Source organism: Balneicella halophila (assembly GCF_003096835.1).
Lineage (GTDB): Bacteria > Bacteroidota > Bacteroidia > Bacteroidales > Balneicellaceae > Balneicella > Balneicella halophila.
Genome location: NZ_QENZ01000004.1, coordinates 425,042 through 450,183, shown reverse-complemented (window position 1 = coordinate 450,183; position 25,142 = coordinate 425,042). Strand labels below are relative to the sequence as shown.

General features: G+C 36.0%; 17 protein-coding genes. 9 read left to right on the top strand and 8 right to left on the bottom strand.

Annotation, left to right across the window (positions count from 1 at the left end; translation table 11 throughout):
- Nucleotides 1-2: 2 nt before the first annotated feature.
- Genes recR through pdxA form a run of 4 tightly spaced genes read right to left on the bottom strand, consistent with a single transcriptional unit; the run spans nucleotide 3 to nucleotide 9,730 of the window.
- On the bottom strand, nucleotides 3-629 hold the full coding sequence (gene recR / locus C7377_RS06930) for a recombination mediator RecR (protein ID WP_116496602.1): 627 nt from the start codon (nucleotides 627-629) through the stop codon (nucleotides 3-5).
- A gap of 18 nt (nucleotides 630-647) precedes the next feature.
- The gene (gene sov / locus C7377_RS06925) at nucleotides 648-8,063 is read right to left on the bottom strand and encodes a T9SS outer membrane translocon Sov/SprA (RefSeq protein WP_116496601.1); all 7,416 of its coding nucleotides are present in this window, start codon (nucleotides 8,061-8,063) and stop codon (nucleotides 648-650) included.
- Nucleotides 8,064-8,654: a Holliday junction branch migration protein RuvA gene (ruvA, locus tag C7377_RS06920; protein WP_116496600.1), complete on the bottom strand. Its 591-nt coding sequence runs from the start codon at nucleotides 8,652-8,654 to the stop codon at nucleotides 8,064-8,066.
- A gap of 2 nt (nucleotides 8,655-8,656) precedes the next feature.
- Nucleotides 8,657-9,730 carry a 4-hydroxythreonine-4-phosphate dehydrogenase PdxA gene (pdxA, locus tag C7377_RS06915; protein WP_116496654.1) on the bottom strand — a complete coding sequence of 358 codons (1,074 nt, stop codon included), beginning with the start codon at nucleotides 9,728-9,730 and terminating at the stop codon, nucleotides 8,657-8,659.
- 239 nt (nucleotides 9,731-9,969) lie between these two features.
- Here pdxA and C7377_RS06910 point away from each other — a divergent pair, with 239 nt between their 5' ends.
- A complete protein-coding gene (locus C7377_RS06910; RefSeq protein ID WP_116496599.1) occupies nucleotides 9,970-11,385 on the top strand; it encodes a dihydrolipoyl dehydrogenase in 1,416 nt (471 codons plus the stop codon).
- 30 nt (nucleotides 11,386-11,415) lie between these two features.
- Entirely contained in the window at nucleotides 11,416-12,216 is an 801-nt protein-coding gene (locus C7377_RS06905) for an aspartate dehydrogenase domain-containing protein (protein WP_116496598.1), read from the top strand.
- A 42-nt stretch (nucleotides 12,217-12,258) separates the two neighbouring features.
- Here the strand turns inward: C7377_RS06905 and C7377_RS06900 are convergent, their stop codons facing one another.
- The gene (locus tag C7377_RS06900; RefSeq protein ID WP_116496597.1) at nucleotides 12,259-13,470 is read right to left on the bottom strand and encodes a carboxypeptidase-like regulatory domain-containing protein; all 1,212 of its coding nucleotides are present in this window, start codon (nucleotides 13,468-13,470) and stop codon (nucleotides 12,259-12,261) included.
- Between the two features lie 226 nt (nucleotides 13,471-13,696).
- On the opposite strand from C7377_RS06900, the gene C7377_RS06895 reads away from it, so the two are divergent.
- The 6 genes from C7377_RS06895 to C7377_RS06870 all read left to right on the top strand — a co-directional run bounded on the left by C7377_RS06895 (nucleotide 13,697) and on the right by C7377_RS06870 (nucleotide 21,369).
- The gene (locus C7377_RS06895; RefSeq protein ID WP_116496596.1) at nucleotides 13,697-15,013 is read left to right on the top strand and encodes a M16 family metallopeptidase; all 1,317 of its coding nucleotides are present in this window, start codon (nucleotides 13,697-13,699) and stop codon (nucleotides 15,011-15,013) included.
- 3 nt (nucleotides 15,014-15,016) lie between these two features.
- Entirely contained in the window at nucleotides 15,017-17,071 is a 2,055-nt protein-coding gene (locus C7377_RS06890; RefSeq protein ID WP_116496595.1) for a M16 family metallopeptidase, read from the top strand.
- Nucleotides 17,072-17,293: 222 nt separating this feature from the next.
- Entirely contained in the window at nucleotides 17,294-17,938 is a 645-nt protein-coding gene (locus C7377_RS06885) for a LysE family translocator (RefSeq protein ID WP_116496594.1), read from the top strand.
- A 219-nt stretch (nucleotides 17,939-18,157) separates the two neighbouring features.
- Nucleotides 18,158-20,140 carry a monovalent cation:proton antiporter family protein gene (locus tag C7377_RS06880; protein WP_116496593.1) on the top strand — a complete coding sequence of 661 codons (1,983 nt, stop codon included), beginning with the start codon at nucleotides 18,158-18,160 and terminating at the stop codon, nucleotides 20,138-20,140.
- Between the two features lie 189 nt (nucleotides 20,141-20,329).
- Nucleotides 20,330-20,962, top strand: a complete 633-nt coding sequence (locus C7377_RS06875; RefSeq protein ID WP_133241469.1) for a coiled-coil domain-containing protein — start codon at nucleotides 20,330-20,332, stop codon at nucleotides 20,960-20,962.
- 35 nt (nucleotides 20,963-20,997) lie between these two features.
- Entirely contained in the window at nucleotides 20,998-21,369 is a 372-nt protein-coding gene (locus tag C7377_RS06870; RefSeq protein WP_116496591.1) for a hypothetical protein, read from the top strand.
- On the opposite strand, the gene C7377_RS06865 is transcribed toward C7377_RS06870, so the two are convergent.
- Both C7377_RS06865 and C7377_RS06860 read right to left on the bottom strand, forming a co-directional pair.
- Entirely contained in the window at nucleotides 21,366-21,980 is a 615-nt protein-coding gene (locus C7377_RS06865) for a deoxynucleoside kinase (RefSeq protein ID WP_116496590.1), read from the bottom strand. The genes C7377_RS06870 and C7377_RS06865 overlap by 4 nt on opposite strands.
- A 3-nt stretch (nucleotides 21,981-21,983) precedes the next feature.
- Complete coding sequence (locus C7377_RS06860; protein ID WP_116496589.1) at nucleotides 21,984-22,610, bottom strand: deoxynucleoside kinase; 627 nt, start codon at nucleotides 22,608-22,610, stop codon at nucleotides 21,984-21,986.
- Nucleotides 22,611-22,720: 110 nt separating this feature from the next.
- Here C7377_RS06860 and C7377_RS06855 point away from each other — a divergent pair, with 110 nt between their 5' ends.
- Complete coding sequence (locus C7377_RS06855) at nucleotides 22,721-22,987, top strand: DUF493 family protein (RefSeq protein ID WP_116496588.1); 267 nt, start codon at nucleotides 22,721-22,723, stop codon at nucleotides 22,985-22,987.
- Between the two features lie 87 nt (nucleotides 22,988-23,074).
- Here the strand turns inward: C7377_RS06855 and C7377_RS06850 are convergent, their stop codons facing one another.
- On the bottom strand, nucleotides 23,075-25,123 hold the full coding sequence (locus C7377_RS06850) for a M13 family metallopeptidase (protein WP_116496653.1): 2,049 nt from the start codon (nucleotides 25,121-25,123) through the stop codon (nucleotides 23,075-23,077).
- Between the last annotated feature and the right edge of the window lie 19 nt (nucleotides 25,124-25,142).

Sequence of the window (25,142 nt, the reverse complement as noted above, 5' to 3'; positions counted from 1 at the left end):
CGTTAAGTCGTTAGTGTTTCTTCATATAAAGTTCTGTGCTTGATAGACCGACCCAATGTCAATTCATCAGCATATTCTAATTCATCTCCTAATGCCACACCTCTAGCCAATGTTGTAAGGCGGACACCAAAAGGTTTCAACTTTCTAAAGATATAAAAATTAGTGGTATCTCCCTCCATTGTAGTACTTAATGCTAAAATAACTTCTTTAACTCCTCCTTTTTTCACTCGATCTACTAATAAATCTATCGCAATATCAGATGGTCCTATCCCATCCATTGGTGAAATAATACCTCCTAAAACGTGGTATTTCCCCTTGTATTGTTGCGTATTCTCTATAGATAAAACATCACGGATATTCTCTACTACACACAGTATCTCTCCTGTTCTGTCTTCATTAGCACATATTGGACAAATTTCTTCATCAGAAATAGAATTGCATTCTTTACAATAGCAAACATCTTGCACCAATTGGTTTAAGGCTTCGGTTAAAGAAAACACCCGACTCTCTTCCTGTCTTAATAAATGAAGAACTAGGCGAAGTGCTGTCTTCCTTCCTATACCCGGCAATTGCGCAAACTGATTAACAGCTTGTTCTAATAAAATAGACGGAAATTTTTCGTTATGCATTGTTCAGCCTCTCTTTTTTTAATCTTGTACTTTTGCTACTCTCCGCTTCCTTTGACTCACAAAAGGACGATATTCTTTCTCAAAGTCAGTAAAATTGAATCGAACACTAAAGCCTACATTCGACACGATGGTTGGGAACGAACGGGATACATAAGGGTTACGAACCGTTCTGTCATAGAATAATCTAAGATTTAATCGATCACTCAAAGCGTAATCTGCTGCTAACTTATATAGGAATGATTCTTGTCCTGATGTCAACTGGCTTTCTCCATCAAATAGTTGACGAAGAATGGTGTAATCTTTCCTCAATGTGAATCCTGCCAAGATACGTAAGTCGTTTTTAAACTTGCGACTCTTTGCGCTACGCCCTATAAATAGATTTACATCTTCAAAACGATAGCCAAAGTCAAAAACCCATTCGTTGTTTGCACTTTCGTTGAGCATGCCACTACCTACATTTAGTTGCATTAAATGACCTCGGTTAATACTTACATTGGTTGTTAAATTATTTTGCCATTCCATTTTTATCCCTACTAATGGCGCAAAACGCTCATCAATAGTGATAGAGTTCACCTCAATCTCAGGCACTAAATCTCCTCTATTATTAAAAACTTCTGTACCATCATAATCCAGATTAGTTGTGTAGCCACCCACACTATATCTGCTTTGGTATGAATGATCTATGTTCACACGCTTGAATAATCTTTGAATTATCGGAACATTATTTAACCCTGAATATGAAACTTTCCAGTTAGGCATAATTTGTGAGATGCTTGGTAATAAGCCCTTGCGTTTGCCCCCATAAGCCTCATGAAAAGACTCTACGAGAACATCCTGAGCTGTTCCACCAAAGCCATCATAAAATCCTGTTTCGGTATTTAATTTTGATTTGTAAGTATTACCATAGTATTTTTTTGCTAGTCGCTCGGACACTCCTTTACGAGCATCTAAGAAGTCTTGGAAAGATGTAGAATTGTAGGTGCTTCGGTCACTTATACTAAAGAATGAAGATTTCAAACTTAAATAAGACATCGATAGATTTCCTGTTCGAAATAGCTGTCCCATTGAGAAGTTTCCTTTATCATCAAAACTGTAATATTGACTATTATTATCAAAATACTCTCTAGTAGCATTCAACGTTATCCTTAATGAACGGATAGGCTCTATGGTACTTCGAATCGTAAAACGCTCCTGCTTTGTCATTAAATACGGTTCATTGACAATATTATCTCGTAATATGTAATCTTTGTTCACCGCTTCTTCTAAAAAGCCTTCATCCTGCTTGCCTAAAACAAAACCGATTCCCGGAGCTCCGTTAAAACTAAAATCATTCAATCCAAAATAAGAAGGTTCCGGAGTGAAACCACTCAACATTGTTCCCTTAGTGCGGTCATATTCCAACTTAATATTACGAATGCCCATCAAGACTTTCAAAAATCCTTCACCTACTCGATTCATTACCGGGCGCTTAGCCACTACCGTACCTTTCAATTCTATTTTTGCATTTACGATAGTATCATAAACCGTTACTCGTATTCGGTTGTTATTAACAATCTTTTTTGAAGCACGTACTACTTTTCCATTTTCGTCTGTCACTTTCAGCGACACAGCTTTGGTTCCGAAGTTATGAGTAATCAGTTTTCCTTTATTCGGTTTAAATACATCAACTCTTTGCTCATATGTCTTACGCTCTGTTTTCCCTCTCAAAACTTTCCGACCGCTGAGCTCCTGATTCAGTGCGCGTAAATAGTCAGATTTGTTGTATAGTTGCACTAGGTCGATATTTCCATCTAGTCGTAACATCTGTTGGTTACTTATCTGGTTCCCAATATTTAATTCTTCATCACCTAGGTCGGGTCCCGCATTCCATCGATATTCTGCTCCATAACCGGCATTGGCTTTGATCCAGTCCATAAAAGGAATTTTATTTATGGGCAGTTGATAGTCAAAGTTTACTCTGTGGTTATAATTCACCGTTCGTCCACCATCACGGAAACTATCCCAAATAATACCTTTCCATACATCATACAAATCATTTTGATCTCGAACATAATCTTCTTCTATTCTTGACATATTTATTGCCGAGATGCTCATTTTTAAGCTTTTCGTCAACGGGTAATCAATGTCATAATATCTGTTCCAAATAAAATCACTATCAAATGTAGGTGTAGAGATAAAATTGCTGCTAATCACATTTCTCCGCATGATACTTCGATAGTGACGATTTAAATCAGAACGAATAGAAATTCTGGAAGGTAAGTAATAGAAATTGAAATCTTTTATCAATTTATAATATCTCGTACTTAAGAAGCGCGAGTTCTTAAAGGGCTCCACTGGTTTAGGTGTTGGTGAATAGTCATACCTTAAAACACCTCGGTAATTTTCTTCAAAGTCATGTGAACGAATAGGATCTCTCTGAGAAATCTCATTGTGCGCATACGTAGCTGAAAAATTTGTCAGACTCCAAGGTTTGATCTTTTGGTCTTCTTTAGGCAACACTTTCACGTCAGTTAGGCTGAAGCTCTTAGTTTTAATGTAAGTTTCTGAAGCGTTTTCAATATTATCTTTTTGTTCTTGCGAAACAGCATTATCAATAGCTCTGTCTAACTCTATATCAGGATCTAATTCATTATATCTTGGTTTCTCTTTATGTTCAGAAAAATTATAATACATTGGCACTTGTAATCTTGCCTTTTCAGGTAATAATTTTCCTAAATCCAAAGTTGCAGCGATATCGTAATGCATCACATCCTCTTGCAAGCGTTGGTTTAATTTCTCTTCTATGGAACCGAAACCAGCGGTCATCATTTGTCCGGAGAATGAGAGCGCACCCAAATCAGAAAGTTGAGTCGTCATATTTAAATTTGCTGCCCAACCTCCATCATTTTCAAAGTCTGCCACACGCAATTCATTGACCCATACTTCAACACTCTCATCGCCACCATTGTCTTTTGGATTTCTGATACCAATAAGCACTGACCTTAAATTCATCAGGTTAGGATTTCCTTTTACACTAATTTTATCACCAGCATGACCTGCATCATAATTGTTTTTCAGCTCAGGTAATGTGCGAGTATATTTCGTAGCATAGTCAATACTGCCTGAGGAGGATTGCTCTTGATTTCGCATCAGCTTTACTTGCTTTAACAACTCCATTTCGAAGTCAATACGATTGGCATCAGGCCATACGGCTTTTCTATCCATATTACTGTCGCTATATCTACCAGGAGCAGTCAATTTTAATGGTATTTCATATTCATAATAGTTATCTGTGAAATCAGACCCCATTCGCAAGAAGACTGTCGTTGCATTATCAGATAATGGGATATTCCTTACCTGCTCTGCGTGCACATCCATGATTAGACGTTTGTATCTACGTACATCAATTCTTAGTCTCTTTAAAACTGCACGAGCATCGCCGTCTTTTAGATTTTCTACTCGTAATTGCAATGCTTGCTCGTTCAATTCTCGTGCTTGTCGCCTTGATGGGTCAATCACTCTTTTAATATTGGGGGGCATTACATAATTTATGGGCTCTCGTCTAGAATTTTCAATTAGACTAACTGCCGACACATCAAAAGCAGTGCCTGTATTTGTTTGTGGATTTCCTTCTTTTCCTTCTTCCAATGAATATTCATAGCGTCTCCAATCGTCTCTCACCAAGTTTAGGCGAGCAAATCTCAATGTTACCGGATGAGCAAAACCACGCATATACATACGCATGAAACGAATGGAGCGGAAATCTGAGACATTTCCATAAATAGCTTCAAACTCTTTCAATGGCACTTTGAACTGGTACCAATTCTCTTGTGAGATAGTTCCATTTGCCAAAGGTGCATTAATAGTCATCATGTCTGTAATGAAACCGCGTCCAACACTCAATTCTTTAGGGGCTAATGGAATATGATATTGGAAATAATTCTCTGCTTCATTCAGGGTATTATCTTTATTAATATCTTCTACATCAGGCAGAGTGGTGTATGCAGTACTAAATTTAGAAGCCGTATTGTCTGAACGAGCATTACCTTCAAGATTATTGAATCTATAATAGCGCTCAATGATATTTGCATTTTGCGCATCATAGTCTTCACTTCTAAAATGAATATAATCATCATTAGCCGGGTCTGCCATAGCATTTTGGTAAGCTTGTGAGCCCACACCTAGACCAGGCAGATTGGCAATTTCGTCTAAATAAGCTTTAAAGTGTGCCAATTCGTCTTCATTATTCAAACCATCTAAACCTAAGTCTTGTTCATCGATACTGTTCGTATCATAAGCATTAACGACTGACTGTATCTTAGAAATACGCCCCCAAACAGTGGTATCAACTTTATAATCATTTTCTGAAGTTGGCAATCCATTTTCAAAAGCCTTACGAGAATCCTTCAAGATATCTTCTGAAATATCTCCAAAGTTAAAATAAAGATCTCCCCCATTACTAGTCGGTTCGTCAATAAATGGATCAAGTAGCCAGAACTCAATATATTCTACATTAGATGCTTCAAAATCGGTCACAGGCATTTCCCTCATAATCCCTCCCCAACGTGTTTCTGGCTTTTTTAAATTTCCTTCTGCATCAATACCTGCTGAAATTCCAGTCACTCCTGATGCATCAAAATTGTATTGACCCCGTTTTGATGGATCGAAATGTAAGGTTAGTACTTGCGAAAGATTAGAGGTTCCCGCTTGCATTTGCTGATTTGGGAATAACTCACTTTCTCGCACTTTACGTACATAAGAATTAGAACGTTCTTGAGCAGCTACTGGCGAATTAGAATTATGGAACAATGGATCTATAATGAACCATGACAGCAAAGCTCTGTTGTATCCATATTCTAAATTATCATACTTCTCAGCCTCTGGAAATACAGCTGGTTGCTTACCTGGCGTACTAGCCAAAAACCATAAGCGTGATGCTCGCAAATCAATTATTTGTTTACTTCCTTCAAAGTCGTCAATATAGGCATTGCCTTCATCACCAATCAATTTATTATGCCCAGGCATTAATTGTGCAAATTCTCCTTTCACATCAAATAGGACTTTCTCCTTAGTTTTATAGAATGGCAATTTATTAAGCATACGAGTCAAGAAATTAGACTCTGTGCTATAACCCCCATGAAGTCCCCACATGAAATTAGCGACAGGTTCATCCCCAATATTTACTTTGGAATACAACGCCTGCTCTTTATAATACATCGCCGTTGCTCCCAAGTAGAAGTTATCATTAAACCGATAGGTCATATCCGTACCTACTAAGGTTTTTGTTGCTAAATCAAATAGTGAATTATTTTGCGTATCTATACGTATGGGTATAGATGATTCTAATAATGCGGGATTGATGATTTTCACTTTCCCGGTCATATAATCAACAATATAGTCATAACCTTCTCTCAACAATCGTGAGCCAGCATAAACTCTAACTGAACCTTGAGGAATATTAAATGAACCTAGGTTAATATCACCGCCTTCACCTCCAGTAAAAGTCCCCAGCAATTGGAATTTATCTTTAGATGGTCGCTGCATTAATTGAGATTGAGTTTGCGTATATATTTCCTCGAAGACATATTTATCAGCAATATTCTCATCGCCTATCGCTTTACGTAAATCTTCACCAAAAGGCTCTAATACTGGGAAAATAACCAAACCTCTTTCAGGAATAAAGGTGGTGCCCGCGATATAGTCGAACATGCCGTCAGGATGACGATCTAACTGACTATTGAGTCTGTCTAAATTTAAGACTTCCAACAAAGGTTTTCCTGCGATATCGCCTTCTTCGATGTAGTTTAAAGGTAAACTACCCGCTTTGTCATTCTTATAGGCAACATCTAACATAAAGTCAGAAGGAGATATATTACTAGCACCAATGCTATAGATATTCTTCATCATTAAATCCCAAGTTGGTAAATTTGGTGAAGTTGATGTACCTTTCAGTAGCTTTACGTATAAATTTTGGGGCGTCGCAGGTCCAGAATTTGTAAATTCTCCTACTCGGTAAGATTCACCTCCCTTAATATATTCATAAGCAACAGCTACAATTTCATTATTTCGCAAAGGCATTCGCAAGGAGATGTATCCTAATTTAGGATGAAAAGTGAACTCCGAATCATCCAGTTTGCGTGCAGTTTCCAATTTCACAAAATCCACACCTTCTGAGAAATTAGGAATTGCCGATAATGTTGAATTGGCGGTATTGATATCTCTAGCGCCGCTGTAGGTTGAATTCAGTAAGGGATATAGTGAGTTGGTTTCGTTTGAAGGTGCTGTAAAACTACCGGTTTGAGAAAAATAAGGGTTAGAAATATTTGACTGATTTTCACCCAAATCAACAAATGCCATCAAGTTTCTCAACTCCTCACGCTCATAGTTTACGGTTACATTTGTGATCCAGACTTCAACTCTAACCACATTTATATCAGTACGAAATACTGGTAAAGTGGCGTTTGTTTTATTATAGTTATCTCTAAAATACTTTGATAAAAAGAAGTGTCTGTTTTCGTCGTAGTTTACTGCATCTACCTCAAATTCTCTAGTTTGAGCGCCATTATCTAAATTAATGGTTTTCATCTCACCCTTTTGCTGTGAAAACACCGTGGTCATATATAATTTACCAAATTGCAAATCTGTTTTCACTCCAAAAAGGTCTTTACCTCCTCGTATCAGGCTATTTTGCAAGTCTAACGATACATTCCCAGCTTCCACTTTTTGAATGATATCGTCCTCGTTACCATCATAGGCTAATTTTGTTTTATTATTGAAATCAAATGTTGCTTCAGTATCATAATTAATATCTAGGTTCAACACATCACCTATAGATCCAGAAATAGAAGCTTGGAATTTGGGATCCATAAAGAAACTGGTATGTTTTCGATACCGCTCTGGAATGGCAGGATTATCAACTTTTCTAAAACGTAATCCCATTTTTATATCAGCAGCACCTTTAGCACTTAAAGCAATAGTACCATCACCAAATATTTTTTGAATAAAATCTTCCTTCTCGTATTTTTTCCCTGGCAATAAACGATATTGATACTGTTGGCGTTCATCACGTGCTCTGCGAAACCAAAAGTCCTCTTTTGACTTTTCCATATCAAATTTCAGGTATTCCTCAAAAGATAGTGCGCGTGGTCTTCGGTACCATTGGTCGCCCACTTTTTGCATGATATAGTAGCTTTTAGTCTCAGGGTCATAAACCACTTTAGTAGCTACATTCTCTGGGGTTGACAAGAACAGTGGAGATTGATCTTTTTCTTCAGCTACGGTATTATCGTTGTCATCTTCAAACACATAAGGCAGTTGCTCGTTAGTAGCCTCCTCATTCTCTTTAATATAAAATGGTGATTTCTTATTTATTGGCAGTTCTTCTTCTTGTTGCGAGATTGCAACAATAGGAAAACACAATAGGCACAAAATCAATATAGTAAAATGTCTTGGCACTTACAATTGTTTTAATGATAGTTTAATAATCTCCTCAACCGATGCATCTGGTTGGGCTTTTATAATTTTATTGATCGCTTTTTCTACGATGTTCTTTTTGAATCCAAGCATCAGCAGTGCAGCGATAGCTTCTTCTCTTTCCTGACTTTTTGGAACGCCCGCACTTGTTGATGTGAAAGTTTCACCTTCTAATTTCACCACCTTGTCTTTCAAGTCAATAATAATTCGTTGTGCAGTTTTAGCACCAATACCTTTTATACTCTGCAATACTGCTACATCACCCGAAGCTATTGCTTCTTTGATATCATTAAGCCCCATAGCAGAGAGCATCATTAAGCCCGTAGCTGCACCCACTCCCGAAACAGAAATAAGCAATAAAAACATACTGCGCTCAGCTTTCTCAGCAAAGCCAAACATTTCATTACTGTCTTCTTTTACCACTTGATGGATATAAACTTTAGCCTCATTTTTATTTTGAAATGATGTATAGGTATTTAAAGAAATATGTGTTCTATAACCAATACCATTTGCATCCACAACGAGATATGTGGGTGTAATTTCAATGAGTTTCCCTGAAATATATTCGTACATCTTTAAGTAATTTTGGGTCTATATGACTTTCGCTGTGGTCTTTCTTTAGGTTTCAAGGAATTCTCTCTACACTCTTCATGATAACTTCGCTCTTCATATATTGCTACTGCCTCATAAATAGCTTCTTTAAACGAAATTTCAGAGGCTTCATTCTTTCCTACAATGCCATAAGCTGTTCCATGAGCTGGCGACGTTCGCACAATAGGTAATCCTGTAGTGAAATTCACACCACCTTTATTTGCTAGAGTTTTAAATGGAATTAATCCCTGGTCGTGATACATGGCTAAAATAGCATCAAATCCTGAAAAACTACCGCTTCCAAAAAAGCCATCTGCTGGATAGGGTCCCATGGCTAAGATGCCTTCCGCTTTGGCATCTTCGAGCACAGGTTGCAATATTTCAATCTCTTCATTGCCTAGTAAACCGGCATCACCAGCATGTGGATTCAACCCTAAAACTGCAATCTTAGGTTTTCTGATACCAAAGTTGTAGATTAACGCTTTGTTTAAAGCTCGTAGTTTTTGGAACACCTTATCTTTCGTAATCTCACCAGCTACTTTACCTAACGGAATATGTCCTGTAACAACAGCTACACGCAAATTGTCTTGCACCATTAACATAACAGTATCCTCAACACCAAATCGTTGGGTCAGGTATTCTGTATGTCCTGGAAATTTAAAATCATCAGACTGTATAGTATCTTTATTGATTGGAGCTGTAACCAAGATTTCTAGCTGTCCATCTTTCAAATCATTGGTCGCTCTTTCCAAAGCTTCTAATGCAGCCATCCCTGCTTCCTTAGTCGCTTGTCCGAGTTCCACTTTAATTCCATTATCATTGCAGTCGATCACATTAATTTGGTTAGCCTGCGCCTCACTAGTATGACGGATTGTATTGTGAGGAATTCTCTCAAGTCTTAAAACTTTTTTGTAATACGCTAAGACTTTTGGAGAGCCATAAAGTATAGGTGTGCAAAGATTAAAAAGATATTTATCCTTAAATGATTTTAGTATAATTTCATAGCTAATGCCATTAATATCGCCTTGAGTAATAGCTACTTTAACTCGTTCTTCCATAGTAATTTTTGAATATGTCGTAAGTAACTCAATTAAATAGAGCACCTAATATCTGCCAAATATACAAAGAATATAGTTTTAATAAACAAACACCCATACAGGAATAACTTATATTTCAAATTTTAAATCCCTGTAATATTGTTAATAAAATTAATTAACACATAAAATATGGATAACATTTTTCTCCTTGATTTATATATGCAAAAGTCTTATCTTTAATCTGAAAATATGGAAATGATATGAAACCAACTCGCACTGTAGATGTAGCTATAATTGGAGCAGGGACTGCAGGTCAATCGGCTTTTGAGCAAATAAATAAAATAACGGATAATATTGTTGTAATTAATAAAGGATATTGGACGACAACCTGTGCTACAGTGGGTTGTATGCCAAGTAAATTAGTAATTGCTGGTGCTGAGCGAGCTTTTCATGCCTTGCAATCTGAAGAGTTTGGCATTGGAACTAGTCAAAAATCAAACATTGAGGGGACACAGGTGATGGCAAGGATACAAAATGGGCGAGATCATTTCACAAAATCTGTGAAAAAAGCCATAGAAGATTGGGATGAAAATAAGAAAATAGAGGGTAAAGCTTCAATCATTAAAGAGCGCTTCATTCAAGTTAATGAGGAGATTATTGAATACAAGTATTTGATAATAGCCACAGGAACACAAGCTGTTATCCCAGAACAATTTAGTGATAAATTAGGCAGTATGTTACTAACATCTGACACTATATTTGAGATGAAAGATTTGCCAAATAAAATGGCTATAGTAGGTGCTGGACCTGTTGGTATCGAACTAGCCCAAGCATTTAATAGACTCGGTGTTGAAGTTATTCTGTTGAATCGGACTTCTAAGATTGCGGGAATTACAGACAAAACCATAAATCAGAAAGCTATAGATTGTATAGGCACGGAACTTACCATGCACCTCAACAGTAAAATAACAAATGTTGATCGTGAAAATGGACAAGCTGTTCTATACTTCACGGATGATAAAAATCAAGAGCGAACTTGGCAAGGCGATAAAGTTTTGATAGCTACTGGTCGTCACCATGTTCTTGATGAATTGGGCATTGAAAATTTAGCTGTCGAGCTTGATGATGATAAAAAACCCATTCATGTAAACAAGCAAACAGGTCAAATTGCTGATTCTACTATATTCATCGCTGGTGATACAAGTACACATACTCCTATACTGCATTTGGCAAGCTATGTTGGTAAAAATGCAGGAAAAGTAATCGCTTCCTTATTACAAGACAAAGACCAACCAACGTTTGAGCCATTGACACCTTTATCAATCGTGTTCAGCGAACCTCAAATAGCTCAGGTTGGAGCACATATTGATAATATTAGGTATGAACTAGGGAAAGATAATTTTGTTATCGGAAAGTTTAATTTTGAAAAACAAGGACGCAGTCGAATAGAAGGTGTTAACTGCGGACTTATACATATTTATGCAAATAAAAAGTCTGGTGAAATTCTAGGAGCAAGTATGGTAGCTCCAGATGCTGAATACATCTCACATATTTTAGCAATGGCAATTACTCATAAGCTAACGGTAACTGAGTTGCTAAAGACTCCATTCTATCATCCCACAATATTAGAAGGTTTGCGAGTGGCACTATTAGATATTCTGAACCAATTAAAGTAATCATTACTTTTTTATTAAAAAAACACAATAATGAAAACACATACTTTTGCAATCATCGGTTGTGGCAAATTAGCAAATATTGTTGTTGATGCACTCATTGACAATATGCTCCCTGAATACGAACTTATTGGTTGCTATTCTAGAACCTTTAATAGTGCAGAAAAACTTGCAACTAGAGTAAATAATAATGTCGAAAATTATGCATGCAAGCCCTGTAAAACTATAGACGAATTATTTCAGTTAAAACCTAAATATATCGTTGAAACTGCAACTCCTAATTCACTGAAAAATTGGGGAATCAATGCTTTGAAGAACGGTTCCTCAATCATAACTCTATCTATAGGAGCTTTTTCTGATGATACTTTTAAAAACGAGATGAAACAGACTGCAGAAAAGTATAATACGCGTATCCATATAGCTTCGGGTGCTATTGGTGGTTTAGATATACTTCGCACGGCTTCATTATTTGAGGACTGTGAGGTTTCTTTTACTTCTATTAAAGGTGCACACCGATTAAAGAAGTTGGATCTCTACGATAAAAAATTAGAAAAAGAAAAACGAGAAGTATTTCGAGGTAATGCGAAAGAAGCTATTGAATTATTGCCCACAGGAATTAATGTGGCGGTTGCCACTGCTTTAGCTTCCGTAGGTACCGAGAAACTTGATGTCTCTGTACATTCTGTTCCTGATTTTAAAGATGATGAACATATTATAGAACTGTCAAGTGATACTATCAAAGCTGAAATAGACATATTTAGTAGCACTTCTAAATTAGCAGGCTGGAGTATCGTAAGTACCATGAGAAATATTCAAGCTCCTATCACTTTTTAGAACTAGATATTTGACTGATTAATCTTTATTGATAGCTCGGTATTATTCTCTGTCCTTAATAATATTGTAGGACTTCCAGAATTCTTCGTTATATGGTTTATTTTCGTAATATGCACGACGTTCAATGACTTGTGGACTGAAAGTATCTATTTTCGTCACCAAAAGTTCTGCGAGAATAGATTCTTTTTTCTTTTCACCAGTTTTTTTAGACTTCCAATCATGATTTCGCTCATAAGAAATATAACTTAAGTAATAATAATCCATGTGTTGTTTATAAGTCGTCGTTACCTTATAACTAATACTTTGCGGTTCGTAATTTTGGCGAGCTTCTTCAACATAGAATGAACGTCCCTGTGGACTGTAATTTGAAGCTGTAACTTCCATCGTATTTTTCACCACTGCATAGTCTTTTTGCTTGATATAAAGCTTACCTTTATATGTCCTCACATAATAATCTCCCGTAGAAGCTAATGTAGCATTAGGATTTTCATAAGCAATAATCCAAATCTTATCACCCTGGTATTCTGTTTCTCCTTCTAGAGTCAACTTGTAATCATCAATTTCATTTACATTAAGAACATTTCCACGTACTCTAACAATATCCATTTCAAGGAGCTCATCCAAATAAGTGCCACCATCGGCTAGCGTTTCATTTTCAAAATTCTTCCGCACCTCTAGAAAATCATATCCTCTTTCTTTAAAAACCTGGTAAGCATCTCCTCGCTCATATCCTTTATTGTCATAGAGTCTCACTGCTGCTTCTCGCAATCGCAATACATTATCTCCAGATTTCAGTTCTCCTCTGTAGTACATATCGTAATTAAAAGGAGTCTGCAGGTAATTTTTGGAAATATTTTCAACGGCTTTTTTAACTCGAGTATATTGCAATCTTGATTCTCCTAAGATCTCCACCTCTCCTACTTCAAAAGCCATCGGATTTAGTTCGACGTTATAGGTTTTGGATTTAGCGATATCCGCCACTTTTTCTTTAACTGTACTATAGCCCACCGCAGAAATTTCTAACTCTTTTTCTTTATATTTTGATGGAATTTTAAGGTCATATAATCCGTCCATATTCGTAGCAGCACCTGTATAAGTTCCTATTACACCAATATTAACGAATGGTATAGGTTCTCCTGTTTTTTTGTCTGTGACTTTTCCTGTAATCACAATCATGTCTTGTGCAACGATAACTGAGCCTAAAAACACAAGGCATACCACTGATAATATCTTTATTTTTTGCATTCGATCCATTCTTTTTTAAAATTGAAGTATAGTGATCTTTGAGGCAAATAGTATGCCGAAACATTTTCCTAACCACACTAAAGCTGATACAAAATAAAGGAATATATCCTCCCAACCAAGCGATTCATTTTCATGCTGCATAATATTTTATGAAAAAAGTCATCTTTTTTGTAACAATTTTAAAAGAAGTACGACTTATCTTTATGATTAATTTAAAAACCAAACTTTTTTCTGTATGAAAAGAATTATCACATTAGTAGCATCAATAGTTGCCCTCGGGACTGTATTGAGCGCTCAAGAAATCAAATTTGAAGAGTACGACCTAGACAATGGGATGCACGTAATTCTTCACCAAGACAACACTGCACCAGTTGTTACTGTTGGTGTAATGTACCACGTAGGTGCAAAAGATGAAAATCCTGAACGTACTGGATTTGCTCACTTCTTCGAACATTTATTATTTGAAGGAACCAAAAACATTGGTCGTGGTGAGTTTATGAAAATCGTTTCAAAAAATGGTGGTTCTAACAATGCAAACACGAGCAGTGATAGGACCTATTATTACGAGACATTCCCTTCTAACAATCAAAAACTCGGTTTATGGTTAGAGTCTGAGCGCTTACGTCATCCTGTTATTAACCAAATTGGTGTAGACACTCAAAACGAAGTAGTAAAAGAAGAAAAACGTATGAGAATGGATAACCAACCTTATGGTAACATCTCTACAGCACTTTTACAAAGTATGTTCAAAAAACATCCTTATAAAGGGACTGTTATTGGATCAATGGAACATCTTGACGCTGCACAACTATCAGAGTTTCAAGACTTCTTCAAAAAATATTATATTCCAAATAATGCAAGTTTAGTTGTGGCTGGAGACATTGATCCTGCTGAGACTAAAGAATGGATACAGCAATACTTTGCAGACATACCTGCAGGTGAGCCTATCGTTCGTGATTTCCCTCAAGAAGATCCAATCACAGAAGAGACTGAAGTGACTTGGAACGATGCTAACATTCAAATCCCTGCTTATTTATTAACATATAGAACTCCATCAAACAAAGTGAAAGATGCTTATGTACTAAATATGCTCTCAACTTATTTAAGCGATGGTAAATCTTCTGTTTTATATAAAAAATTGGTAGATCAAGACAAAAAAGCTTTGCAAGTTGGTGCATTTAATATGGGAATGGAAGATCAAAGCATTTTTGCAATCTTGGCGCTACCTATGGGTGACACCTCTAAAGAAACACTCATCAATGACATTGATGCTGAGATAAAGAAAGTACAAGAAGAATTGATATCTGAGAAAGATTTCCAAAAATTACAAAATATCGCGGAATCTAACTTTGTCCAGTCTAACTCTTCTATTCAAGGCATTGCAGCTTCACTTGTTACCTATAATGTATTGTATGGTGACACTAACCTCATCAATAATGAGATTGATATTTATAGAAACATTACTCGTGAAGACATTAAACGTGTAGCAAATCAATACTTGAAGCCTAGCCAACGTGTTGTAATCAATTATTTACCAGAGCAAAAGAAATAAACAATGAAGAAATACATTATATATATAATCGCATCAATCCTTAGCTTAGGAATACTAAATGCACAAGATTTTGATAGAGATGCAATGCCCAAAGCGGGACCAACACCCAGCATCAATATTACACAACCAGAAACTTTCGTTTTAGATAACGGACTTACTGTAATGGTGGTAGAAAACCACAAACTTCCAAGAGTAAATGTAACTCTAAGTGCAGACCAACCACCATTATACGAAGGAAACATTGTAGGCGTAGGTCAGGTTTTAGGAGATCAATTAGGAAACGGAACTACAAATATGAGTAAAGATGATTTCAATTCTCGTATTGATTTTCTAGGTGCCTATTTAACATTTGGTTCATCTGGTGGCTATGCCAACATGCTTTCTAAGTATTTTGACGAGGTCATGGGAATGATGTCTGATGCAGTACTAAACCCTTTGTTTGCAGCTGAAGAAGTAGAGAAAACAAAAGAACAAATGATCGAGGGGCTAAAAGTTGAAGAAAAAAGTGCTGAAGCAATAGCGGGCAACGTATATCCTGCCCTTACTTATGGTAAGAACACAGCTTTAGGTGAATTCACAACAGAGGAAAATATCAAGCAAATAACTACTGCTGACGTAGAAAAGTATTACAAAAAATACTACTCTCCAGAAAACTACTATTTAGTAGTGGTAGGTGATGTGACTGTTGATAAAGTAAAAGCGGTTATAGCTGACGGATTAGCCAAATGGGAAAAATCTACAGATAATGCTAGACTACCATTAAAACCAGCACAGAATTTAGAAACTGCTGAAATAAACATTGTCAATGTTCCTTCTGCTGTACAGTCAGTTATCAAGGTAGGTAATCTTCATGAGCTAGGTAAAAATGACAAAGACTACTTCGCTGCTAGAATTGCAAACTATATACTAGGTGGTGGTGCTTTAGATTCTCGTTTGAATATGAACTTACGTGAAAAGAACGCATTTACCTATGGTGCATATGCTAATTTCTCTACAGGAAAATATCACAAAGAGTTTAGTGCTTCTACCAACGTAAGAAACGAGGTTACTGCAGCTGCAGTAAAAGAAATCATGAAAGAGTTAGAAGGTATTACAACTATTTCTGATGATGATTTAAAAGATGCTAAGGCAAAATTAAAAGGACAATTCATCATGTCCTTAGAGCAACCCTCTACTATTGCTAATTTTGCTCTAAATAAAGCGATTTATGACCTGCCAGATTCTTACTATCAAAATTATTTAAAATCCTTAGATGCAGTTACAAAAGAAGATGTTAAAAATGCAGTACAAAAATATATTAAACCTAATAAGACTCGCATATTTATAGTTGGTAAAGCATTAGATTTCCTTCCAGAATTAGAGAAGTTAGGCTACCCGATTCATTTCTATGATAAAGATGCTATGCCAACAGCAAAACCTGAAAAGAAGGAAGTAGCTAATGACGTTACACCTGCTACTGTTGCTGAAAAGTATATTCAAGCTATTGGTGGTAAGGAAGTTGCAGAAAAGATTACTTCTATCAAAATGACCTCTGTAGCCAAAGTACAAGGTATGGAATTGCAATCTGTAACACTTGCTGCTAACGGTCCAAAAATGATGGTTGACATTTCTATGATGGGAAATACTGTCCAAAAAATCGTTTTTGATGGGACTGAAGGTTATATAATGGCACAAGGACAAAAAATGCCATTACCTGAAGATGCAAAAGCCGAAATGCTAAAATCTAAAGTTGTAATTCCTGAGCTTATGTATGCGAACAACAGCGAGCTTGAGTTAACTGGCATTGAAACTATCAAAGACGAAGAAGCCTATGCATTGAAAAACGGTAATACCGTTACATACTATAGTGTAGCTACTGGTCTTAAAGTTGCCGAAATTACTACCAAAAAAGCTCCTAACGGGCAGGAAGTAGCTTCACCAACTTATTATTCTGACTATAAAGAAGTAGAAGGAGTAAAAATGCCATTTAAATTAACTCAAGACATGATGGGTCAAGAAATTGTGTTTGACGTACAATCTTATGATTTTAATACAGCTAAAGATGAAGATTTTAAATAAAATGTTGTTTTTTAGTACTTAACATTGTGAATCCCGCATTAAATTTAAATGCGGGATTCTTTTTTATGCTTATTTTAAGCAGAATAATATGATTCAGATTAATACATTCATTCAAAAAACATAAAATCAACACTAACTCTTCAAAACTATAAAGGACTTTCTTTATTTTTACAGAAATTGAAGAAAAAGCAAAACATACCCCTCGAAAAATTTATCTAGTAAATGATAACCGAAGAATCAATCCAATACCTTCTAGCTGCTGCTTTGCTGGGTTTTACTTCGGGCATATCTCCCGGCCCTATGCTGACTTTAGTAATTACACAAACAATAAGACATGATAGAGCTGAAGGAATTAAAGTTGCCTTATCGCCTCTCATCTCTGATTTACCTATTATATTAGTAGCTGTAGTAGTTTTTGAACGCCTATCTGATTTCGAATCGGTATTTGCTATCATATCTTTTGCCGGAGCAGTATTCCTTTCCTATTTGGGGATTGAATCATTAAAAACCAAGGCTTTAGATATAGACATAACTAATACCAAACCGGGCTCTTTAAAGAAAGGAATAGTAGCGAATTTCGCAAATCCAAACCCATATATCTTCTGGGCTACAGTCGGTATTCCCTTACTGTTTAAAATTTTCGCTATCAGTTTTATTTCTTCCGTCTTATTTTTAGTGGTATTTTACAGCTGTTTAGTTGGCTCAAAAATCACTATTGCAATATTAATTTCAAAGTCAAAAGCCTTTATCAACCAAAATCTTTATGTGACTATCATGCGTCTACTAGGAATTACATTACTTATTTTTGCACTATTATTTTTCTATGAAGGGTTAAAGTATCTGGGGACCATTTTTTTAATATGTTGATTCGATTCATTTTCTTCAGTAGAACATGATAGCATGAAAACTTAAGGCGATTGAGGATAATTACTATCTGCACATTTTTTACTATTTTTGTTTATAATATAAAGAGCTCCAAAACTCAATTTTTCCGGTTAGATATTAAAGAAGGACGATTTTGAAACTTATGAATATACCGACAAGATATTGACTGAACGAAAGCTACAAACAAAAACATAATATTCTATGCATTTTCCATTGCTACAAGATATACTCGTTTTATTAGGATCTTCGGTTTTAATTGTTTTTGTACTCCAGAAGATTAAGTTACCATCTATCATTGGTTTCCTACTTACAGGTATAATTATTGGTCCCTACGGTTTAAGTCTTATTACTGCTATTGAGCAAGTAGAAATACTTTCTGAAGTAGGGGTTATTCTTCTCCTCTTCGTTATCGGGATGGAGTTATCAATCAAACAATTAGTTTCAATAAAACGTACCGTCTTTATTGGTGGCTTACTCCAAGTTGGTGTTACTGTGGGCGTGGCCGCCTTAGTGTATCATTTTTTAGGAAATACGTGGAGTGAAGCAGTATTTGTAGGTTTTCTCTTTTCATTGTCAAGCACCGCGATAGTTTTAAAGACGCTTCAAGACAGACAAGAAATCTCTGCCCCACATGCAAGAAATGCATTGGCAATTTTAATTTTCCAAGACATTATTGTAGTGCCTATGATGCTGGTGACACCGATGTTAGCAGGAGAATCCACAGATATCACGATGAGCATTTTATCATTACTCTTTAAGTCTGTAATTGTGGTTGTTCTTACCTATGTAAGTGCTCGGTATGTTATTCCTAAATTTATGTACGCAATAGCAAGAACCAAAAACAAAGAACTTTTCCTATTAGTGACTATTACCTTATGTTTTGCTATTGCATTTTTAACTGCAGAAATAGGGCTTTCACTGGCTTTGGGTGCATTTATTGCAGGTCTTATCATCTCAGAATCTGAGTACAGTCACCAAGCAACAAGCATTATACTCCCCTTTAGAGAGCTTTTCACGAGTTTCTTTTTCGTTTCAGTAGGAATGCTTCTTGATTTGAACTTTTTCATGAATCATATACCCATCATTCTGTTGCTGGTATTCGTAGTTATTTTAGTAAAGTCTGCCATAGCTGCTGTGGCTGTAGCTGTATTAAAATATCCTACACAAAGTGCACTACTCACGGGTTTGGCTCTATGCCAAGTTGGTGAATTCGCTTTCGTATTATCAAAAATTGGTATTGATTATAATCTTCTTACGGTAGAAACAAATCAGTATTTCTTATCAATCTCTATCGTTTCTATGATTTTGACTCCCTTTATTATTATTTTCTCTAGACAAATATCACATATCATCTTACAAATTTCTCTAAAAACAGGCTTTAATAAGATCATGACATCTAATTCAAATGATGCGATACCAGGAACGACGAATTTGAGCAATCATTTGGTAATTATCGGCTACGGCATTAATGGGCGTAATTTAGCTAAGGCTGCAATGGCAACAAATGTTCCATATATCGTTATTGAATTGGATGCAGACAAAGTAAAGCGTGCACGGGAAAATGGAGTAAATATCATTTTCGGTGATGCTATCCGCAGTCATATATTAGAAACCGTTCATATTTCTGAAGCCAGAGCAGCAGTTATAGCTATTTCAGAAAATCGTGCTGTCCAGCCGATAGTTAAGAGTATTCGTTCACAATCAGACTCCTTATATTTAATTGCAAGAACTCGTCATACAGGTGAAATTTCACACCTGCTGGCATTGGGTGCCGACGAAGTTATTCCAGAAGGTTTTGAAACCTCCATACAAATATTTTCACATATACTTCACAATTTCCTTATCCCTGAGCACGATATCGAGCAACTTATCGATAGGTTTAGGTCACATCATTATCAATTATTACATAGCAAATTTCAAAATCCTAGAACCTTTAAACCCACTGAAATTGCTGATTTTAATATAACTTGCTTGCGTGTGAATACTGATAGTACAAAGGTTGTAGGAAAGTCTTTAAAGGAATTGGATTTACGTGCAAATTATGGCATTAATATCTTAACCATAAAAAGAGATGATAATGTGCTTGATAGTGTGCAACCAGATGAAGTAATAAAGCAAGGTGACATAGTATATATTTTCGGAAATCTTCCACAAATTGATCAATTTTATAAATTGGTAAATTAGCGTATTCCTATCTCATTGTTAATATTTGAGATGCAAACACACTATTTGCCCGCAATTTCCACTTTTTTAACTATTTAAGTAATAAAAAGGTATAAGATTTGCTTCTATTTGAATACTTTTGTAAATGATAAGAAAAAACAGCGAAACCTAGCTATGTTGGCTGGAGAAATAACTATAAATTCAAAGAGGATGAAACTGAAACATATAGTAACTACACTTATTTTAGCAACAGTACTAAGTTCATGCGTAGTATCAAAGAAAAAATACGAAGCACTGAATATGGCGAAACTTGCCAGTGATAGAAAGGTAAGAAGTTTATTAAAAGAAAAAGGACAATTAGAACAAACCGTTGCTGAAAAAACCGCAACTGTAAATTCATTGAGCGCTAAGCTGAGTTCTTTAAAAGAAGAGTTTAACAACTTAAAGTATGATATGTCTGCGAGTAATGCTAAAAAAAGTTCTGAGATAGACAAGCTGTCTAAAAAACTAGGTAGCACGATAAAAGATAAAGAAACCATCAAAGAGAAATCAACCGAATTAGAGAATGATTTGAATTGGTTGCGTAAAGAGAAGCAAAGACAAGCAGAGGAGATTTCGAAAATGGAAGCGACTATTAAAGATTTGGAGACTAAAATAAGCAACTTGGAATCAACTAAAGAACTTGCAAGTAGTTCGCTTAGCGAAAAAGATAAGAAAATAGAGAATTTAGAAAGTAAAGTAAATGCACTAGAAGAATTGATAAAGCGAGAACAAGCAACTAATGCAAAATTGCAAAAAGAGTTGAGCAACCAACCCGCTGAAGAAGCAATTCCTGAAATTTAAAAGTGTAACATCATAATTATAGAGTTTAGTCTGCTATGCTCATCATTATATCGGCATTAATTATCCTAGGAATTATCATTGCTATTTATTCCTACTTCTCTCCTAACTCAGGAGAAGATGAGGCTATTATCATCCCTGATGAAGAATGCTGTGGTGCACACGAAATCTGTGAGGTTGATTTAAAAAAATTATCTGAAGAAATTATTTATTTCGAAGATGAAGAGTTGGATGCATTCAAAGGTACTCCAGACGATAGCTATTCTGATGAAGCGATAGAACAATTTAGGGAAGTCCTCTATACTCTGAAACCCAAAGAAATAAGTGATTGGTTACACAGTTTGGAGTTGCGGAAAATAGAAATTCCAGATATTCTAAAGCCAGAAGTGCGAATGTTGCTAGCAGGTTAAAACAAACCATGAAGTTTGCTCTCTACCGCATCAATAATACCATTCAAATCTTCTTTATTCTCTAAGAAATCTATAGAATCTGCATCTACGAGTAAGACATTGCCTTTATAGTTAGAAAATATCCAGCTATTGTAACGGTTATTTAGATTTTTCAGATAATCCAATCGGATACTCTCCTCGTAAGCTCTGCCACGCTTTTGAATGTTACCGACCAAAGTTGGAACAGACGATTTTAAATATATCAATAAGTCAGGTTCATCAATGAGGGAAGTCATTAGTTTAAAAAGTTTCTGATAATTTGCAAAGTCTCTAGATGTCATCAGTCCCATATCATGAAGATTGGGAGCAAATATCATAGCATCTTCATAAATAGTACGGTCTTGGATAACGGCTTGATCTTTTTGATGAATTTCTACCAACTGCTGAAAACGACTCTTGAGAAAACAGACTTGCAGATTGAAAGACCACCTTTTCATATCATCATAAAAATCAGCCAAGTAAGGATTGCTTGACGCATCTTCATAGTACGGTTCCCAATTATAATGTTTAGCCAATAATCGGGTAAGTGTGGTCTTACCAGAGCCAATATTTCCTGCTACTGCTATATGCATATCCTAACTATTTTTTTCATTGAACAAGCCGTAAAGTTCGGCATCAATTTTTGAAATGACTTGATTCAAATTTTTGGGATCACGAATGTTTATCTGATTTACATCTACTATTAGCAATTTTCCCAATTTATAATTGTGAATCCACTCCTCGTACCGGTCGTTCAATTCCTTCAAATAATCCAGGCGAATAGTCTTTTCATAATCTCGCCCTCTTCTTTCAATATTTTTCACCAAACTAGAAACATCAGCTCGCAGATAAATCAATAAATCAGGAGCTTGAACCAAACCAGACATTACTTCGAACAATGATAAATAATTCTCAAAGTCACGACGCTCCATCATATTTAACGAAGCAATACTTGGCGCAAAAATATAAGCATCTTCGTAGATGGTTCTGTCTTGAATCACATTTTCTTTTTTTTCTCTAAGTTCAAGAACCTGCTCTAATCTGCTGCTCAAAAAATAAATTTGCAAAGCAAAAGACCAACGCTCCATATCATCATAAAAGTCTGAAAGATAGGGATTATGAACAGTATCTTCATACTCGGCACGCCAGCCATAATGCTTGGCTAACAGCTCGGTAAGAGTTGTTTTTCCTGCTCCAATATTTCCTGCTACGGCTATGTGCATAAGTAGTTTTATTATCTATCCACAAATGTAAGAAAAGAAATGTAACAGATGAAGTAAAAAATCATTCTATTCTAATCTTTGTATCTTTGCAAAAAAGAAGTCATAAATATATGAACACTGAAAATAAACTTCTCAAATTGTTAGAAGAAAATAAAGAATGGCCATTACGCTATATGTTTAAATTTGTAGCTCCTAATGATGATGCTATCGTCGCAAAGATTAAGGAAATATTGCCTAAAAGCGAGAAAACAACAGCGAAATTGAGCAAGAACGGCAAATATATTGCCATCACTTGTATCGCTTTTATGACCTCTGCTAAACAAATTGTAGATATCACAAACGAAGTAAACAGCATAAAAGGTGTTATGACTTTATAGGTCAATATTTTTCTAATACAACTTGCAGACAATAAAAAAGCCCCACTCTAACCGAGCAGGGCTTTTATAATGTTTTAACAAATCAGCTTACCAAATTTTCACTCGGTTTTCTGGCTTTATATACATCGCATTTCCTTCTTCGATATTGAATGCTTCGTGGAACTCATCCATGTTTTGGATAGGCATGGTTGCACGGTACATTCCTGGAGAGTGGGGGTCAGTCTTAATCTTGTTGCGCATTGCATCTTCACGCATCATAGTACGCCATACAGTAGCCCATGAGATAAAGAAACGTTGCTCTGGAGTGTAGCCATCGATTTTCTCTGGACGACCATTATCCTCTAAGTGCATCTGTAAACCTTCGAAAGCAGCATTTACACCACCTAAGTCACCAATATTTTCACCTAAAGTAAAGCGACCATTCAAGTTTACGTCTTCATAAGGTTTCACGGCATCAAACTGAGCGACTAATTTATCTCCTAATTTTCCAAATTTCTCATTGTCCTCATCTGTCCACCAGTTATTCAAGTTTCCATTTTCATCAAAACGTGCTCCTGAATCATCAAAACAGTGTGAAATCTCGTGACCTATTACAGCACCAATACCACCATAGTTTACAGCAGCATCAGCTTTATAATCATGAAATGGAGGCTGTAAAATAGCTGCAGGGAATACAATCTTATTATACAATGGGTGGAAATATGCATTTACTGTTTGTGGTGCCATACCCCACTCCTCACGGTCAACAGGTTCTCCTAATTTTGACTTAGCATCTTCAAAATTCCATTGACGAGCATTCAACACATTCTGAAAGAAAGATCCGCCATTTTTGAAGTTGTTGATCACAAGTGAAGAATAATCTTTCCATTTATCAGGATAACCGATTTGCACCATCATTTTATCCAGTTTCTTTTGCGCCATCTTTTTGGTATCATCAGACATCCAAGATAGATTTTTGATACGATTGCTGTAAGCTTTCATGATATTATCAACCAACTCCTTAGCTTTTTCTTTGGCTTCTGGAGGGAATACCTCTGCCACATAGAGCTTACCAACAGCCTCGCCAAGCACACGGTTTGTCATAGAGAGCATACGCTCCTCACGTGGACGCATTTTCTTTACACCGGTAAGAGTAGTTGTATAAAAGTCAAAATTAGCTTTTTCCAGCTCCTCTCCTAACATTCCTGCACCACTATTGATAATATTCCAAGTAAGAAGCTCCTTAATAGTACTCATAGGCACTTTAGTCAATACTTTCTGCACTTCTTTCATGTACTCAGGTTGCATGACTGTTATAGTGTCAATCTCTCCTGTATTTAAATCTGCAAGGTATTTCTTCCAATCAATAGCCGGAGTAAGTTTTTGCAGCTCAGCTACTGTCATAGGATTGTTGAAGTTGTTCATATTACGAGACTCTTCCTTAGTAAGCATTGCTGTTGCCAACTGAGTTTCTAATTTCATAATACGGTCAGCTTTCGCTTCAGCATCTTCTATACCTACTATAGTAAGCATACGCTCAATATGTTTCACATAGGCATCACGCTTTTCTTTAGTATCTGCATCTTCATCTACGTAGTAGCTTCTATCTGGTAATCCTAAACGTGCCTCAGCAATGTAAGCTACATTTGTGTCACTTTTGCTTAACCCAGAAAATACTGCATAACCGAATAATTGCTCCATGCCATAGGGAGACATTTCAGCAAGAAACTCTTGGAGGTCAGTAGTATTTTGAATTTCCTCTACCTTTTCAAGATAAGGCTTTAGAGGTATTGTCCCTTTTTCATTGATGGCGGTAGTGTCCATTGCAGTATTGAAAAACACCATTGCTTTATATTCATCACTGCCTTCTTTATACTCACCGCTTTCTATAGCGTCTCTTAGTACTTTTAATGTAGCACTGTCATTCATTTTACGCAACTCATCAAAACTACCCCAAGTTCCCCTATCATCAGGAATCTTATTGTTTGCTAACCAATTTCCATTTACAAACTTAAAAAAGTCCTCTTTTGGACTCACTGTTGTATCCATATAGGCTAATTGAATACCGTGTGTTTCCATGTCTTCTTGTTTTTCTTGCTTACAGGACGATAACCCCAATAAGGCTATGACTCCTGCAAATACCATAAATTTTTTCATTATTTTTTTTATTAAATAT

Bases quoted from the DNA above. Each gene is read 5' to 3' on its own strand.
- recR (WP_116496602.1), bottom strand. From the start codon at position 629: ATGCATAACGAAAAATTTCCGTCTATTTTATTAGAACAAGCTGTTAAT.
- ruvA (WP_116496600.1), bottom strand. From the start codon at position 8,654: ATGTACGAATATATTTCAGGGAAACTCATTGAAATTACACCCACATAT.
- pdxA (WP_116496654.1), bottom strand. From the start codon at position 9,730: ATGGAAGAACGAGTTAAAGTAGCTATTACTCAAGGCGATATTAATGGC.
- C7377_RS06910 (WP_116496599.1), top strand. From the start codon at position 9,970: ATGAAACCAACTCGCACTGTAGATGTAGCTATAATTGGAGCAGGGACT.
- C7377_RS06905 (WP_116496598.1), top strand. From the start codon at position 11,416: ATGAAAACACATACTTTTGCAATCATCGGTTGTGGCAAATTAGCAAAT.
- C7377_RS06900 (WP_116496597.1), bottom strand. From the start codon at position 13,470: ATGGATCGAATGCAAAAAATAAAGATATTATCAGTGGTATGCCTTGTG.
- C7377_RS06895 (WP_116496596.1), top strand. From the start codon at position 13,697: ATGAAAAGAATTATCACATTAGTAGCATCAATAGTTGCCCTCGGGACT.
- C7377_RS06890 (WP_116496595.1), top strand. From the start codon at position 15,017: ATGAAGAAATACATTATATATATAATCGCATCAATCCTTAGCTTAGGA.
- C7377_RS06885 (WP_116496594.1), top strand. From the start codon at position 17,294: ATGATAACCGAAGAATCAATCCAATACCTTCTAGCTGCTGCTTTGCTG.
- C7377_RS06880 (WP_116496593.1), top strand. From the start codon at position 18,158: ATGCATTTTCCATTGCTACAAGATATACTCGTTTTATTAGGATCTTCG.
- C7377_RS06875 (WP_133241469.1), top strand. From the start codon at position 20,330: ATGAAACTGAAACATATAGTAACTACACTTATTTTAGCAACAGTACTA.
- C7377_RS06870 (WP_116496591.1), top strand. From the start codon at position 20,998: ATGCTCATCATTATATCGGCATTAATTATCCTAGGAATTATCATTGCT.
- C7377_RS06865 (WP_116496590.1), bottom strand. From the start codon at position 21,980: ATGCATATAGCAGTAGCAGGAAATATTGGCTCTGGTAAGACCACACTT.
- C7377_RS06860 (WP_116496589.1), bottom strand. From the start codon at position 22,610: ATGCACATAGCCGTAGCAGGAAATATTGGAGCAGGAAAAACAACTCTT.
- C7377_RS06855 (WP_116496588.1), top strand. From the start codon at position 22,721: ATGAACACTGAAAATAAACTTCTCAAATTGTTAGAAGAAAATAAAGAA.
- C7377_RS06850 (WP_116496653.1), bottom strand. From the start codon at position 25,123: ATGAAAAAATTTATGGTATTTGCAGGAGTCATAGCCTTATTGGGGTTA.